This window comes from Acinetobacter sp. ABJ_C4_1, assembly GCF_044538495.1.
In the GTDB taxonomy this organism is placed as follows: Bacteria; Pseudomonadota; Gammaproteobacteria; order Pseudomonadales; family Moraxellaceae; genus Acinetobacter; species Acinetobacter nosocomialis_A.
The window spans coordinates 14192-33159 of record NZ_JBIUCQ010000022.1 but is presented as its reverse complement, the minus strand read 5'-3'; the positions used below and the strand labels follow the sequence as shown (position 1 = coordinate 33159).

Genomic DNA, 18968 nt, shown 5'->3' with positions numbered 1-18968 from the left:
CTTTTATACTCATTCAGTATATTAACTTTCTAAAATATTTTGAATTTCTTGTTCCAGTCTTTCATGAAACTGCTCTACCGTCATATCTTTAAAATACCTATGTCTATTTACATAAGGCATAGCTTCACTAACCAATTGGTCATATAAAGGATCATTCACATATTTTGCCAACACTAAACGAGAGATTGCTCCCAATCCAGTAATATATTCTTTTTCATCACCATGGTTCAGCCATTGATTTAATGTTTCTATATCTTGATGTTTCTTTGCATCGTAGATTAGAAAATCATGCATTTGGTCTAAAACATGTTTTAGTTGGCTTGGTTCACTAAAATGGCTTGGCTCCCCTGTTATACCATGAACTTCTGGTAAATATTGTAAAGTATAACCATCAATTTTATGCTCACGTGGTATACGTATAGCTTTCTTAGATGAGACTTGAATATAAGTTAATAAACTAATGTCGTGATAAGCTAAAACTTCTGTTTTATCTGAACATAGAATTAAAATACCTTCATAAAGTTGTAAATCAAAATCTCTAAAATAGCTATTCAACTGATTAAATTGATTATTTTTAATTTGTCTTGAAAAATTTAAAGTTTGCTTATTTAACTCTAACCATTGATCTGCAAATATACTCAATTTTTCTCTTGTAGGAGGAATCGCCTTAAACTGTTCAAGTTCTTCTTTAGTAACAGACTTTACCGCATCTAACATTTGTTCAATGCTTTGCTGATCAGGGAATATTTTTTCGCGACTGAAAAATATATATGATCTTGCATCAAAGGCAACCAAATCATGTTGGCGTAAAGTTTCAACTAAAACTTTATATAAATATTTACTTTTAGCCAACAGACCTTGTTCAATACAAAATACATTTTCGGAATAATCAAAATATGTACTTACATTTGTAAATGAGCTGATAATTTCTTCATCAAAGTTCGCCGCTAGTTCTGGTTGCCCCACAATACGTTCAACTGCCAATAACCAGTTTTTTAACTTGTCTGTTAAACCCGTTACTTGTGCATGAGTTGCATAATATTCTGCTTGTTCTAATGTAGTAATTTTTACATCAGGATGATGCTCATTTGCATCCCAAATATAAAATAATGATGACACGTGATTCCCCTTTCTAAATTTAAATTATAGATAGATAAAGTAGGGATGAATGGATCATCCCTACTTTTTTAATTAAAACAATTGTTTCCAGTTTTGTTGTGCAGTTTGCTCCAACGCTTTTAACCATGCGTCAGATTGCTCTTCCTGACCAAGTATAATCAGATCTTCGTCTTCATCTTTTGGCAGAATATTTAAATCTAACTGGGTTGAAAGCAGAGGAATTTGACATGACCAATGCACTTTGACCTGTAATGGAATTGATTCTACATGGTTCACCCATGTAGAAACAAAACCATTTACCAATTGCCAAGGGCTTACACATGCTTGTCCACCTAGCATTTTCACTGTGATTGTTTTTAGAGTACTCGCACTTTGCTGGTTACTTTGCTCAATTGATGTGGCCTTAATCTGAATAGTCATATCCTGATTACGATCACTTGCAAAGTGGATTTGAGTCCAGTCCCATAATGTTATATCCACCAGTTGTTGAGTTGAACTTACAGTAGCGTAATGTGTTCCATCGGTGAGCACCGTACCTTGGTTAAAACCACTAAGCTCTAGCTTAAGTTGCTCTGAACCATCTTGGTCATTACTACGAGCAGCAATTATTGGTAGATAACTGGTTTGTCCAATCATTGCATAGACCAAATTTTCAGTTGAGGTGTAAGTTTCAACTAAACGAATATTGCTTACAAAAGCAGTTCGACCAAATATATTACCCTCTAGCTGTAAACGAATTGTACGATTACAACCATTCCCCTCAAAAGCAACCTGTTGCTCTTGCCAATTTAATGCATTTTGACCGCTAGCAGCATCAAATACCGCAATCTGCTGACCATCAATATAAACTCCGACACGCCCCATATTTGCTGCTTGACCTAACAGACCAGCTAAATCAAAACTTAAGCTATAAGTTGTACCAGCGACTGTATTTACTTGACGTTCTATTGCAGTTTGCTGATATAGCGTATCTTTACCATCATTTAAACGAATCCAGATATTTGAGTTTAAACCTTGTAAAGGAATGTTTTGGCCAGAAGTATTTTTGAGTTGGTCACCAGAGTGCCACACCTCAAAGGCATCTAATTTAAACAATTGCTCTTTGTGTGTTGTCCAACCATCCAAGTTCCAACCATAAACAACGGTCGGATTCTTATTTAAGATTGAGTTATACACTCCACGCCATTCTGTATGGAAAACTTCTCGACTCGTTAAAGCATGCTGCGATTGATGAGTTTCCAAACTTGGCGCATCTGCAACTGCTTCTACAAATACAGTAAGCTCCTGAGTAGATGTAGCAATACTTGAATTTGATTGTTCAATACTACTTGCAATGACTTGTAACTTTAACTCTCCACTAAAATCTTTTGGTGGTGTCAATTTCAAGGCATCGAGATTCCAATTAGTAATATCTACTACCGTATGCAGTTCGTTTACTGTGAATTCATTTACACCATCATTAAGTTTACTACCTAATGGTAAGCCTGCTAACGCAAGTTTCAATTGTTCTGAACCATCGTTATCTGTCATCTTGGCATGAATACTTGAGAGCGCAATTGGCTGATCTTCTTTACCATGGTTTAAAAGCTTAGATTTAGATAGAACAATATTATCAATCATTGCTCCTCGACCACTTGCATGAGTGAGCGGAGCCTCAATGATAATTTGAAGATTTTGTATCTGCCCAGTTCCTATAAAGCTAAACTGAATATTTTGCCAGTTCAGTTGATCATTTGGACTCGTATTGGCATAACTTGCAATACGCTTGCCATCGACATAAATACCAATTTGAGTAAAGCTTTGGCTGAAACCTAAACGTCCTGCATAGTCAAAAGTCAGCGTATATTTTTGACCAAGTACAGTTTGTACTTCACGTTCAATCCCTAAAGTTTGTGCAACAAATGCGTCAGCATCATTGAGTTCTAACCAGTTTTGTCCAGCTGCCGTCTTATTCGCATATACAGTAATCATCTGATCAGCTGCATTTTGCATTTGATCACCATTACTCCATATTTCAAACCCATCACGTCCTGTTTGCGAACGATTAGGCGTTTTAATTAAGCGCCAGCCATCCAAATAACGACGTTCTAAAAGTGTAGATGTCTTATCTTTATTTGGAGCAGCTTCCCAAGTAGTGCGGAACAATTCCTCTTGGTCTGTTTGAGATTCACCAATAACTAATTCTGGTTTATCGGCAACAGCTTCAATATCAATAGTCATTACAGTGTTTTGACTTTGTGCTTTGCCATCTAATGCGACATACACAAACTGAGCATAGTGCTGTTTTTTGTTACCCAAACCTTGTGTGAGATAACCTTGACCACCCGAAGCATTAAGCTCCGGTATAAATCTCAATTTTCCTGACTCTATTTCCGACCGAGTAAATACATCATTAACTTGAACGGCAACCCATTGACCTTCTGAAGTTAAGTGCTGTAATTGACCATTGGCTGGCAACTCAGTAATTTTAATAGTTAATAAATCACCATCGACATCACTTACCAAGAAATCATTCCAGTGCAGTGGCAGAGCTTGATCTTCTGAACCATAAATAGTTTTCGGAACTGCTACTGGTGCATCATTTACCGCATTTACTGTAATAGACACATTCACTACTTGCGAGTTTAATTTGCCATCAGTCACAAAGTAACTAAAGCTATCGTTACCAAAGTAATTTGTATCTGGCATATATTGGTAATGGCCATTTGCTAACTGCTCTAAACGACCATGCTGTGGTAACGCGCTGAATTGAGCAGTCAGTTGGTCGCCCTCTGCATCATAAGCACTTACTAATGGATCGAAAGCTAAAGTTTGATCTTCATCAGTACTTATAATCTGTTCATGTAACACAGGGGCTGTATTTGATGCCAATACATGAATAGTAAAAGTATAAGGTTGTGAAGATTCTGTACCATCCGTTAACACAACGCTAAACGCATCATCTCCAACAAATGCTTTATCAACCAAATAAACATAATGCCCTGTTGCTGCATCATAACTAATCAAGCCATTCTGTGGCTGCTGGGCAATTTGTACAGTAATCGGGTTGTTCTCAGCATCTTGAACATAGGCATCAAAATCTAATACCAATGGCTCACCTGCCACAATTTCCCATTGCGGTTGTGTATTGAATACTGGCGCATCATTTACTGCGTTAATCTCTAATTGCACTGTAGCAACTTTAGATTGTTGACTATCAACAGTCGTAAAATAATAGCTAAACTGGTCTTGACCAAAATAATTCGCGTGCGGTACGTAACTGAACTCACCATTGGCAAGTAATACTAATTCGCCATGTTGTGGTGCTGTTACTAAAACGACATTTTCAATTGATTTCCCAATCAATAAGTCATTATTTAATACATTGCCTGTAATGGTTGTATCTTCATCAAACTGGTAGTGATCATTCACTGCTAATGGTTCAGCGACTAAACGGATATTGTTGAGTGTGACAGAACTATCTGCTGCACCAAAGCCAAGTAAGTCGAAAGATAATAAAACATCTCTACCTGCTAGCGCTTGGTCTAAGTTAATAAAGAAAGTTTGGCTACCATCGCTATTGATTACTCTCTCAATTCCATGTGCCAAATAGTTTTCACCATTTGCCTGTAGATTAAACAAGGCATCAGTATTGTTCAGGTCACTCACCTTAAACAATGCTTCGCCAGTATGAGCATCTAACAATGCCGCCTCAAAAGCATCATCTGGACTATTGTTATAGTCTGTTAAATGTTGATCTTTTACAGTGAACGTTAAGACCTTATCTTGTGTACCCAGTTTAAAGGCTTGTGAAAGATTTGTGTGTTGTTGCTGATTTTCATTTAAAACAATATCTTCTTGATTTTGTTTTATTTCTCCAAAAGTTGTCCAGCTTGATAATCCAGCATTGGTATTTTGGAACATCTGCTGAATCTGTAAATTTTGACTATTCCATAAAGGTGCCGTTTTAGGGTTAATACTCAAAGCACCCACTACAAAATAATGAGTTGGTTCATTATCTTCTTGTTGAGTATTTGATGGTTTTTGCGCTTGCCAACCTTGTAAGTTTTGCTGGGTTGGTAATAAACGTATACCTTGTTGAATGAATCCACCCATTAAATCTTGACTAATAAATGTATCAGTCAAACCAATTGTATGGCCCAACTCATGAATAAGTACCGTAAGTAAATCAATTTGAGTCGATATCTGACTGTTTGAAGCCACTCCATAATTTTGGTTGGAATTCATTGCAAACTCAGTGTGTTCAAATGGAGATTCATCTATAAACCAACCATAACCTGCAGCATTTGGTGATAAAACAATGTGATTGCCGTTTTCTACATAAGCAATTGTTCCATTAATATTAATATCTTGAATAGATAGGCTAACCTGATCAAATAATGCGGCATCTACACCTAAATTAATCCAATATTGCTGAGCCGACTCTAATAAATGCTCTATTGACACACGGTTAAGCTGATACTGTTGTTCAACTACACTTGAAAGAAGTATCTGCATAGCCTGATCTTGATTTTTAGCTCGCTTCACTGTCCCATCTGCAAATTGAGTATAGTTACTACTATTCACAATATAATATTTATCATATGGATTCGCTTTTTTAATGTTTTGCTCAGCCGTATCAGAAGAAGTGGTTTTTTCATAAAAACGTAAATACAATTCTAGACTTTGGTTTACACCAACAGAACCACTATTAGAGGCTAAATTTCCTCGTTTATTTAAATAGAAGCCCCCATCCTCAGCCTTAGTAACTATATTAATTCCGCTGTTAGACTCAATTTTCTGAAGTGCTTTAATTAAATCATCATTGAATATCCGAATGACGATTTCTTCATTTTCATCGTCCTGTTTTAAAATATCTCGATAAAGATATTTTTGATTTGGTTGATAACCAATTGAGTTCTTGATTTCTTCATACAGATTATCTAAGAGTTGTGCATTTAAACTATTTACGCCGTCTTTAAATATATCTTCCATATATTGCTGTAATGAAGACTTTGCTTCGACAATTTGCAGAGCCATATTTTTAGCATCAAAGTAAAGTCCATCAAAATAGCCACGAACTGATTGTTCATACGCGCCTGTTTTCGAATCTATAAACTTATATACTTTTGGTACATAAATATCTTTACCGTCTGCATCTTTTGACTTGACATATAGCTGATAATTAACCTGTCCAAAATACTCACCATTTGAAAGATTATGCGTTTCTTGTATATGCTTTTGTACAGCTTCCTCATGTAGGCTGCCCATCCATTTAGATTCACCATAAGGAGAGGTTTCATCATTTAAATAGCGATGTAATGTTGTGCCATCATCAAACTCCACAGCTAACTGTTCTGCCAACAATTCATCGCTAGCACGCTTTGCAGTCTCATGCTCGTCATAACGTTCGTCTGTCAACAATAGTTTTAATGCAGCAGCATTTGACTTCAACTTACTGGCTTTCATATATAATTGACTTATTTCCGTAAGCTCGTGCTGAATTACAGAAGCAAATAAATTTTTATCTCTTAAAGCCTTAAGATTTAAGTCAATTTCAATTGTATCTCTCCACATTGCATCAAATACAACTTCATTATTTTCAGATCTCACATTAATTGTGAAACCGGCCATAATTTTATTTTTATTTTCTAAAGCACTCGTATCATAGGTGTAGTTGTACTGATATTTTTCTCCCTTTAAATCTTTCTTAGTAATGTAATGATCAAATAAGTAACTTAAATTCCTGGTATTAATCTGAATCGTTTTCCACAGCACTTTAGATGATGTAACAACATTACTCTCTACCACTAAACCTTCATTTTTGCTACCTGTTGGACTCATAGGTAAATATAGTTCTATGGCAATTTGAGCAAAACCTTTACTATCACTAGTTTTCTGTCCAGTTGTCGATAATGTTACAACTTTCGCTTCAACGAGATTACTCCAACCTGCAAATAAAATTTTGCGGCTGATTAAATCTTCTAGATACTCCTTCAGTAAACTCGCTTGCGTTGCAGAATCATATTTAACGCCATCGCTACTCTCTATCAGACCTTGAAATTTCTTGTAAGTCTCGTCAGTTAGAATGGAATTACCACCAACAAAATATGAATCTGTATTTTTACGCTTTTGCTCTTTTTTCTCCGAACCACTTGAAGTACCTGAACCAGGGTTAGTCACACCACTTGATTGAGAAATTATTGAAGATACAGATGCAATAGCTGCTGTAGTCGCTGCAACTTGTTTAATCGTCTTCGCATTCTTTGCGATCGCATATCTAATAGCAGTAGCAACACTCTTTTGTATTTTTACAATCTGATTTTGCTCTTTAATGATACTTGAAACATTTTTACTTGCTACAGATGCAGCCGTTGCAGCTAAATTTTTAGATCGTTGTAGACTCTGTTTAAGGAGTTGAGGACTAACCTCTTTTGCGATTTGAGCAGCAGTACGGAATGAACTTCTGACAATATTAGTCGCCACCACCGTTTCTGCTTTAGAAGCCATATATATAGTATTTGGCGGAGCACCTTTAGTTAAACTTAAGATCACAACCAAAGCCTGCCCAGCTCCTTTTAATGACATCGCATTATCAGTGAGCTGGATTTCTACATCTTCACCGTTTAATAAACCATTTAAAGATTCTAAATTAATTGAGTCGTTTAATGCCTCAATTGAAATTGTTGGAATTGGAAAAACAATATTTAATTGATCCAACATCCATTTCATATCTTTATTTAATAGATGCTCCCCTAAAATTGAAAGTCTTAGCGTAACTTCAATCTCTTGAATTGACATATTAATGAGCTGACTGAATACACCAAATAACTCGGTATCAGCTGTAGTTAAAGCAAATTCAGCACTTTTAGCATCAGCAAATGTTGATAAGAATAGCTGCTTAGCAATATCTACTTTTTCTAATTCTGGAGTCGCAGAACCATACAAATTCTTTACAAGCTCAGCTTGAACCATAGATGAAATATATAGATTTTTTGCATATTCTCTGACTAGAGAATTTCCTACTGACCCCATAGACTTAATATCAAGACCACTATAATCAGGTTTTTCTGAAGAAGGTGTAGTTGGTTGATCATCCTTATCTGATTCAGAATGTAGATAACTATCTAAATCAAATATAGAACTCTGCTCATGTGAATAACTTTGAATAGTTTTCACAGAGTTATAGAAAACATTAGTTCCTGTTAAATCATCAAATCGAGAAGGTAAAGCCGCATCAATTGGCTTTTGAGTATCCACCTTCCCAGCTTTAATAAACCTATCAGCAGAATCTAATAAGTCTTGAACATTCCAGACAAAAACACTTCTAAACATCCTTGAATAATAGCTATCATCAGGGCCTCCCATTTCATCCATCCAGACACTAGCTTGTAATAAACCATTATCAGTAATCGTCAATGTCTCTATAGATGCACCAATAATAGGTATTGTTGAACCAATAAACATTGGTTCACCATAATACCCAAATGGGTCTTGGATAATCCCTATTTTCCCACCTATTCTTTTGTTTACACCCCACATGCCATACTCTGATACTGAGGTATCATTAAACCAAAAATTATAATCAGCAACCAAAGCATACATCATATTGTTATAATTGACTAAAACGACATCAGAGGAGTTTTGAATTTCCTGTCTATTTGTTCTAGCTCTTGGATTATAGTCTTTTTGAGTATAGGTTGGCTTTAGTCTAATTTTTTTATGCACAGAAGATTGCGTGAGATTACCTTGGTTATCCAAACCAACTTTAATGGTGCTTACCCCTTGATTTACATCTCGCAAACTCGTCATTATAAACTCACCTGCATATAACCCTTCGGCAATACGCATTGGACGCTGACCTATATTACCTAGGTCAATGGCATTAATAACATCTACCCCATTATTGTCAGTAAAATCACCTTGATAATTTATTTTATTCAAATCAATTACATAAATATCACCAACAGGGTCTTTTGTCCAATAAACCGCTCCGCCTATCCCACCTAGAACACCACGATTTGAAACTGATGCAATCACCGCCAAGTAACGTCCATGACTAATTGCCATATCTCCAAAGCCAGTTACAGCAGCAGTCGAAATATTTAAACTTTGTTGTACTTTTAGAAACTCTGTTGATAACTCATCAACATTAATACGAATCAGTGGTGACGGTCCATAACTACTGACATACAACCAACCGTCATTGTATAGAAGTGCAGAGATGTATTCGCCTGAACTATTAACAGCGATAGAATCTACGATTTTATAAGAAATCATATCTAAGACATAAATTGTGTTTCTCCCCGCAATAAATGCTAAGGTTCCTTGTTCATTGTATGTAATTGGATCAGTTTTATTTGATGGCAAATATAAGAATAATCCATTGCCTTTTTCATCAGCATTAACAATACGCTTAACTCCAAAATCTGAAGTTTGCTTACCTTGCTCTGTAATAATAATTTCTTTATTACTCAATGCTATTGAAACTTTTGGTGCTTGAACTTTTAAACTTACAAAATCTGAGTACTCAGAATAATCACTCGCTATTCGAATACCATTATCTGTGTAAGTATATAATTTCTTCTCGAGGTAAATATTATGTAAACCTAGAGCAATACCATCATCTATTACAATTGAATACGTATTTCCACTTTTCCAATTAGCTTTATAAGACTTCCATATGAGCCCATGTTCTGCTTTATCACGTGGATGGTCAAGTTGATCACCTTGTGGGACCAGCCATATATTTAGATCAAATGCATTAGATACATTTTGTACATCGACAGTTAACTCATTTGTATTTGCATTAAATGAATATCCAGAAATACTTGGTTCCTCTACATTATTATTTTTTGGAACTTCAATTTTATTAATGGTTATTCCACCATCATCTTTATTTACTGGCACTTCTTTGCTATAGCTACCTGCAAGCGTATAAGTCACCACAGAGAAACTATTGTAAAGTGTGAAAGCTGAGTCTATTACTAAACCTACTAGACCACCACGACCAACGCTCATCACAGCATTAGCTGCCATACTATATATGAAGGAATAATCAGTAGATGACTGAACAATTGTCATTGCTCCAGTCTTTTTATCCACATTTTTTATCCGTGTTGTAATAACCACTGTTCCTGAAACTGTCACTCCTCCAAATGGCGGACTTGCTGTTCTTGCCATCCCATTCGCATCAACAAATCCATTATCCAGTAACCACCATGTTTCACGTTCAACACCATTGGCATCAGTAAATATACCTTTCCTCCAAAACAACACCTCTGTTCCTTCATTCAACTGTTCTGTATTTCCTGTTTGAGGATCAATATAAGAATCACCAACTTTGATTCCGAGCTGTAATGGTTTAGTTGCAGTTTCACCCGATAAATCAATTGTGAAAGCACCTAAACCAGCTAAATATTCTTTAGCTGGCAATGGAATACCAACGCTATCTAAAGCAACTTTTTCGATTGATACGGCTGTACCATCAGGTAAGGATCCTGAGGCAACCATAAGAATATTCCCCGAAGAATCAGATGTAATTCCTCCCTCTTTATTCGATACTTTAATTGTACCCAAGAGTTCCTGTTGAACATTAAGTACAATTTCTGTCTGCATGTTTTGATAAATAATCGTGATTTTTGCTTTTCCAAGTACTTTAGGAATCACTAAACCGTCTGCTGTAATATCAGCAATATTACTATCACTAATATAGTATTTAATCCCTGTAGTTGCTTGAGAAATATAATTACCATCAGCATCATGAACTTTGAGCTGTCTTGTAGCAGAAAGAGGTAAATTTACTGCTCTTGGATAAACATCTACTTCAAAACCATCTTGGTCAGCATAAGGAGTATAAATACTGTGATCAACAGAGATGACATTCACCCCCTCAATACCTCTAGCAGACACATGGACTGTGGCAATACCTGCCTTGTTCGTTGTGATATTACCTTTAGCATCTACCGTAAGCACATCTGGGTTATCACTTACAAACTGTAAATAATCAGCAGTTAAAGTAACGCCATCTTCATCTGCAAAATCACCCGTTACATGCAAGCCTGCACTATTGCCCAAAGCGATAGCAGCTAAACGCTCAATATGAATTAAGACAAGTTTTGCATCACTGACATATATTTTCAGTTCAATTGGCTGTCCTTTGCTATACCCATCATCGGCTTGCAAAGTTACCGTTGCGTAACCTGAGAAACCTACTTCAGGTTTAAAACTTAAATTTTTACCATTAGATGAAAGCTGAGCAACACCATGAGTACTGCCTAAGATATTCCAATAAACTGCATCACCTTCGCGATCAACTGTGATCTGGTCTAATTGACCAGTTACAGATAAATCCCGATGTGTTTTTAAAGCTTGTATCCCTTGTGCTACAACGTTGACAGGTGCCTGATTCGATTTCCAACCATAGTTTGCATACAAAACTTGTAGATCAGCATTATTAATAAGACCATCACCATTTAGGTCAAACTGATTTTGTCCTTCTTGAGCTTGTTGCAACAAAGTACTATCTAAACCATCGACATTACCATCATGGTTAAGATCCCCAACAATAGACAGTCGGACGGCGACTGCACCAACTCCACTTATAGCTAATTGCTTAAAGCCTGCTGACGTAATACGTACTAAGGTAACTGTATGCTCACCATGTCGTTGTTGTGACACAATAGTTGCATCAGCAACATTAATATTTTGAACATTACCTTGAGTTTCAACTGCAACTAAAACAGCTCCTGTTGCACCCATCGCTTTAATGGTTGATGCCAGTTCTGATTCACGAATAGCAAAATCAAAATATTGAGTTTGATTATTCAAATCACCTTGCCATTGTGGTGCAGAATGATTTTGATTCAACCAATCAACACTTGCACCTAAATAAGCTATCGCTTTTTCTAGACGGACTTCTCCTGTTGAAGTGTAACTATAGCGTTGAACTACTTCTCCCGTGATTAGATTACGTACTAACTCAAGTTGGTTGGCACTATTGTATTTATACAACAAGCTGATTGGTTCACCTTGACTACCTTGACCAAGAATCTGGCTAATACGGCCTTGGCTATCACGTTTAAACTCAATACTTTGAGAGGTTTTTCCATCTACCAACACAATATTATTTTGACTAACAAGCCATTGCTCGCCTGTATTAAAGTGGATAGAAAGCACTTTGCCTGCTTGGTCTAGTAAATAACGTGTACCATCTGGTGCCGTCAAATTGAAATAACTCGGAACCCAAGCCAGACCTGTACTTTCGTTATATAAACTCTGACCTTGTTGAATCAAGTTATCGATATGAAGATCGGCCGAGCTATGTGCAGTCAAACTCCAACCTTGCGCATTACTAAACTGTGGTGTGAATTGATGAATACCCGTATTTTCGCTAATCACATCTTGCGTCTGCAAATTCAGCGTAAAGTTCAAATATTGAGTTTGTATTGCAGTTATACCTGTTAAACCTTGTGGGATTTGCAACCAGACTTTTGCTCCAGTTTGCCAAGCAGCAACAGTACCAACACTGTTATTTAAACGTTGGTTATGAGTCAGTTGGGTATCAAATAATCCAGTTGTCCAGTTGGAGAAATCACCATGGCTATCTGTCGTAATTGAGCGAACCAGATCCATTTTCTGTGAACCAATTTGTAAGCTAGCATCTACATGTGTTGCTTGGTTCAGTTGTTTTGTACTGCTATTGATCTCAATATTGGCATATAGTTCTTCAACTCGACCAACCAAATCCCATGCAGTTAAGCGTAATTGATATGCTCCATTTACAAACAATGCTGGATCAATTGTAAAAATATCTAGCGTTTGATTGCTATAGCTTGCTTTCAACGACACATCTTGCAAGGTATGCCATTGCAATAGTCCTGTCGTATTACGGGCAATTTCTAATTTATAGCCCATAAGCTGCTGTTCTTTAATTGATGCAGTCAGGTCAGTGATGTTTTGTACCACAATAGGTGCGGTCGTAATTGCTGCACCTTTAAGTTGTCCTTGCCATGCTAAAACGGGTGCCGAATTATCTTGCGGATCTTTAACACGAATGGTCTGAACTTGTTGCTGACTAAAACCATCAATATCTATAGCAGTTGCACGGATTTCTATAAGTCCTGGCTGTTGCCCAGTCAGTTTAATTCGCCCAGTAGAATCCAAGCTTACTACTTGCCATTGATCAGTTCCTAACGCACTACCTCGAACTTCAACCATAGTATTAGCAATAGTACTAAAGCTATCTGCTCGTACCGTCGCTGTTACAATTTGTCCTGCAACCACTGGAATTGCCGGGGTAGTTTCAATATGTAAAGTAGGTTCATAAGCATTAGGGTCTGCAACTACATTAAAGGTAATTGCTTGACGAACCGTATCATAGCCATCTGAAACTTTAACATAGGCTACAAACTTACCAATTTGTCCTGCATTTGGTGTCCATGATAAGCGTCCTGTAACAGCATCATAGCTTGTACCTTGTGGCAATTGGTCAAAGCTTACAATCAAACCTTGTGTCTGCGCTTGCCCATCAATATCAGATACATAGATATTTCTATTATTGTTTAAGCTATTTTGAGCCGACTTCACAACGTCAAGTTGGAACTGTTGGCCTACCACTAAAGTACGGTTACTACTTTGAATTTTCGGTGCCTTATTCACATCAAGAACACGAACCTGTACAGTTTTGAGAACAGATGTTTGTCCATCAGTTACCATAAAGGTCAAGTCAAAGGCCTTTTGATCACCAAATTGGTTATCGACAATATTATTCGCTGGTGTCCACTCGACGTAGCCTGTCGTTGCATCAACATAGATATCTGCTGGCGTATTAGCATCATGTACTAATTGGTAACGTAGCGCATCATTATCACCATCTTGTGCCAATAAATTAAATGAAAGGGTTTCACCTTCATAAACTAGTTGTAATGGCAGACTTGTAAATACAGGTTGTTGATTAACATTTGCAACCTGTATCTGGACATTGCGATTAAGTTTGGCACTACCATCGGTTACAGTTACGGTAAAGTTGTAGTTACCTAACTGACTACTTCCCAAACTGCTTTGTGCAGCAAACATAGATGGCAACCACTTCAATACAAGCTGGCTTTGTCCATTACCTAATGCTTGAGTGGTGATATTGACACCTTTTGGTAAAGCACTAAATGACCAATAGAGTTGATCTAGGTCAGCGTCCTTAACCGTCATAGTCCATGTAAGCGGCTGTCCTTCTTGTGCCTGAAGAATAATTTGGTCCGCTTGTTGTACAACACTTCCACCTTGTTGTACCTGTACATCAAGTAATTCTGGCGTAAGATTAGTTGCCCGTACTACTATGCGAATATCTTGTGCAACTACATTTGGTACAGCGACAAAACCTTCTGGAACTGGATAACCTAAATCTTTTGGCGGTAAGCCCTGATCTGATACCTGAACACTTAAATCATATTGGCCTACTTGGTTTGCCGTTGGTGTCCAGACAATTTCTGCATAACCATATTTCGCACTTTGAACAAGTTGTGCACCCGCAGGTAAACCCTGCACAATATAATTTAACGTGTCCTGATCTAAATCCGAAACAGTAATTGGTACACGTATTTGTTGCCCAACTACAGCGACGTTTCGTGTAGGCACACTGAGGTTAGGGGCTTCACTATAGCTTCTAACTGTAACGACAAAACTCTTACGCTCTACCTGTACTTGATTAATATCGCCGTCACCATTATCTCTTGCTGTCACGGTAATCGTGTAATCACCTCGGTGACCTGCTTGCGGTGCAAAACGGATTACTCCCTTAACATTACTACCCGACTGGCTTTGAATATATGTAGCAAAGTTTGGTAAACCTTCAATTTGCAATTCAATTGGATTGCCATCTTTATCTGTTGCTGTAATTGGAATTTCAATCACAGCCCCCTTATCCACAATCACACTTTGAACATCACCAATTTCAGGTGTACGATTCGCATTAAGTACGTTAATCGTAAAAGTACGTTCTGTAGAAAGTGGTTGACCAGTACCGTTACCATCATCAGTTGCGACTACTTTAATCTTGTAAATGCCTGATTGCTGGTAATTTGGATTCCACTCAATTTCTAGTGTTTCAGGGTCAAATGTCGCCCCTTCTGGTAAACCTGTTACCTCATAACTTACAGAAGCTGGAACATCAGACATTTGAATTGCTTTGCTTTGCGGATGCGATTTAAAAGCAGGTTCAAATCCTGGATTATCTGGATCAAAAGCAAATATATTTAAACGAACACTTGCACCTTCGAGCACAGTCCATGTTGGACTAGATTCAAATTGAGGCGCAGCATTAACATTGTCGACCACCAAAGATAATGTTTGCGTTGCAACTGTACGAACAGGAATACCGCCATTAGTTGGGGTATATGTTGCCACTAAGCGAATTGGGATATCATAACTACCCGCTTGCGCATAACCTGGAGTCCATTCCAACCAACCTGTATCTTTATTTAAGATCACACCATTCGGTAACCACTCAGCGCTATAGTTCAGTTTAATATCCTGACCAGCATACTGCATTAGTCCATGTGGTAAGCTTCCTGCTAACTGCAAACTAAAACGCTCACCTTCACGCAATTGCTGTGCTGCCACTGGCAATAACACAGGTTTTTCATATCCTTGTTTTACCGTAATATTAAACTGATAACGGCTTTCGTGTTTTCCATCAGATACAACTAACTCGATATTTTCATATTTACCGGCCTGATCATAAGCAGGTGTCCAAGTCAACATACCTGTAGTCACATCAAACTCAGCTCCAGCAGGTAAATTACGTACCACCATACTGATACGATCACCATCTTCATCTGCAGCCAATAGCTGTTGACTGAGACTTTGTCCTTCAGTTAAGTCAATATCTCGTATGGTAGTAATAACTGGCACATGATTCGCACCATCAACTTGAATTTTAAGTCGCTTAAGTGCAAAACCGCCACGACTATCAACGACTTTGACTAGAATTTCGCTATCTATGCGATCTTGAGCCGTTGGTGTCCAATGCAACTGCGCATGTGATTGATAGCCTTGATCAGAAGCTTGCCCTGTAGTCACAGCATCGAAACTGACACCTTTCGGTGCTTCTACAATACTCCAGTAGAACTGTTTACCATCCTGATCAGTGGCTGTTAAATCTAAATTCCAGCTCTCATTTACTTTGGCCTTGAGTTTAGTTTCATCATAACTAATTACAGGTGGCTGATTGTCATAAGGAAGTGCATAAACTTGGTGTGTAAGATCAAATTTTAATAAGCGAGCTGCATCATTAGATAATGCTAAATCTTCAGCTTTAACTACAGATACAGTAATGCCTGTGAGTTTCTCTCCAACTTTTAGAGATCCACCGTGAGCCTGTAAATAGCTGCTGACGTCGAGTAACCACAATTCATTTTGGATGCCTTGCCCTTGGGTTGCTGAGACAATCCCGCCATTAAAATAATGCCCTGGATCGAGTAATAACAACAATGGACCTTGAATATTATCCTGACCGATATTGGTGATTTTTACATCATAACTCACTGTACCATTTAAGCGGTCTGCACGAGTTTTATCAAACTCAATGCTAACGAAAGCACTGTAATCGGTCACGGTAGTGAAAGCTGCGGTGTACACTCCCTCTAGGCGAGTTTGTTTTGCACTTTGCACATTGGATGACACTTCAAGACGCCATTGTCCAGCTGCAATATTTGGCAAAGTTAAAATGACACTATTGGTTGCGTTATCCCATCGCACAGACTCAGGAGACAAGACTTGATTAACATTTTTACCCATCCCAACAAATCGGTAATTTGTTGGATTTAAAACACTCGCAATATCCGTACTATCATTTCCATTATTTCCTAACCACATTGCTTGATCAAAAGTAATAGTTGCATTAGCGAGTGGTAATGGAATATACGCCCCATCCTGAATTGAACTTGCAGTAATGGTTGGTGCTTTAAGTAAGGCAATTTCATCAATGCGATTGGTTTGAGCAACTAAAATACGCTGGTCATGAGTAATCAGGATTGATTCGCCACGAGAACCGCCTTGTGCCAATTGAATCGCTTGACGTTTTGCCAAGCTAATCATCCAAACAGCGGCATTATCCAGTTTTGGCAATGACTTACTACTATTGCTTAATTGTTGGCTATTATTTGCAGAAGCAAATAGCAAACCTTCAAATGCAGTACCTTTTTGACCAAAGACTAAGCTATCAATTAAGCCATTTAACGTATATTCAACTTCAGCACGGCCTTTCGTTTTCCCAGTTAGTGGCAAACTAATAATATCGGTTTTACCTAAATGAGAAAGAACATTAGCACTCGTCCAACGTACAGCCCATAAACGCCCATCTGGTGCGAAACTTAGATCTGAGACTAATGCATTAGAGAAGTGTGTCCATTGCTGTCCTTTTGGTGCATTAGAGTCAAAAATCTCAATACCATTTCCAGACGAAACATAAATACGATCAGTTTCAGGTTCAATTGTCAAAGCATGTGTTAAAGGTTCATTAGCAGGACCTTTAATACGCTCAATAATCTGACCGGTTGAATAATCCAATAACCACAACTCTTGACCAGTTAATACCCATAGTTGACCCTTAGAGTCTAAGGCCATATCCATAATTGGCTGTTCAAAAGTATAGAGAGGTTTTTGTTGGGTTCCTCCATGCTCCCCATAAATAAACAGCTGATTACGATATTGCCCAGCACTGACTAAAATACGATAGTCAGGCAACTCAACCATGGCGAGTGCGCCTACTTCACCTTGGCTAGCATTAAAACCACTAGCAAATGCATTTAAAGTAAATGGAGATAAAACTATATTTAAATCGGTGTTTTGATTTTTATCAGTTTGACCCACTAGACCTTTTTGAGCCTCTGCAAAAATAGTGTTATTTAAATAACTACGATCTTGCGTTGCTTGAGGGATTTGAGCAGTTTGTTGCAATGCCTCATTACTACCAATTTGAGTTAGTAGTTGTTGACGTGAACCATCATCTGGAATTACTGCATTAGATACTTTAGCAATTTCCTGATTACCCGCCACATCTGTAGCAACTGCTAAAAATTCGTATTGGGTATCTGTTTGTCCTACAAATAGCAGCTCACCATTGGCTTGTGTCAGCTGCTTCTGCCAAATCTTAAAGTCTCTGCCATTTTCTGCAACATACAATGTCACATGTTTAATGCCGCTTACATCATCTTGTGCAGACCATTTGACTTTGTAATGCACTTGATTTTCAACTGTGCTTTGCTCAGATATAACCTGTACTGTAGTAACAGGATGTTGATTATCTAGAATATACGTTGAACTTTGACTATCAACAGGTGGTGTATTATTTAGGTATATACGAGCTTGCGTGATAATTTCTTCATTAGATTTTGCCGTCTCCGCTGCTTGAATGGTATAACCAACAAAACCTTTGTTATTTTCACTCAATTTTAATAAACGATGTAAATTTTGCGTTGAGACTTCACCTGTATTTGGATCAATCGCTTGAATCAACCATGTAACGATATGGCTTGCAGTATCAACACCTGCACTGACTCGTAAAATAAAGCCCAAGCTACCTGTAAAATCAAAGTCGCTACTAAAACTATTACGATTTTCTGGCACATGAATATTAATATCACCAATTTTCATATCCGTTAAACGTAGGCTAGATGGATCTAGCTGCTCATCAATCGCTGTAACTAAACGGATTTCATGAAGTGACTGCTCGGTTGTATTTTGGAAATTCAGTTTAAATGGTAATGCTGTCTCACCTGGGACATAGCTCTTACCATCAGTATGTGGCATTACTGATGGGCCTTGTACATGTACCACATCAGTATTTACAGCAGCCATTTGCTGAAGATATTGAC

2 protein-coding genes (1 of these 2 cut by a window edge) are annotated in these 18968 nt (G+C 37.6%); both read right to left on the bottom strand.

The genetic code is table 11. From position 1 onward, the window contains the following. Positions 1-21 precede the first annotated feature (21 nt). On the bottom strand, positions 22-1119 hold the full coding sequence (locus ACIF8R_RS17640; protein ID WP_396482290.1) for a hypothetical protein: 1098 nt from the start codon (positions 1117-1119) through the stop codon (positions 22-24). A gap of 72 nt (positions 1120-1191) precedes the next feature. After that, positions 1192-18968, bottom strand: the 3' portion of a protein-coding gene (locus ACIF8R_RS17635) for a CARDB domain-containing protein (RefSeq protein WP_396482288.1). The gene runs 14176 nt beyond the window's last position; 17777 of the gene's 31953 nt are visible here — the last part of the coding sequence; the start codon falls outside the window, past its right edge; it ends in the stop codon at positions 1192-1194.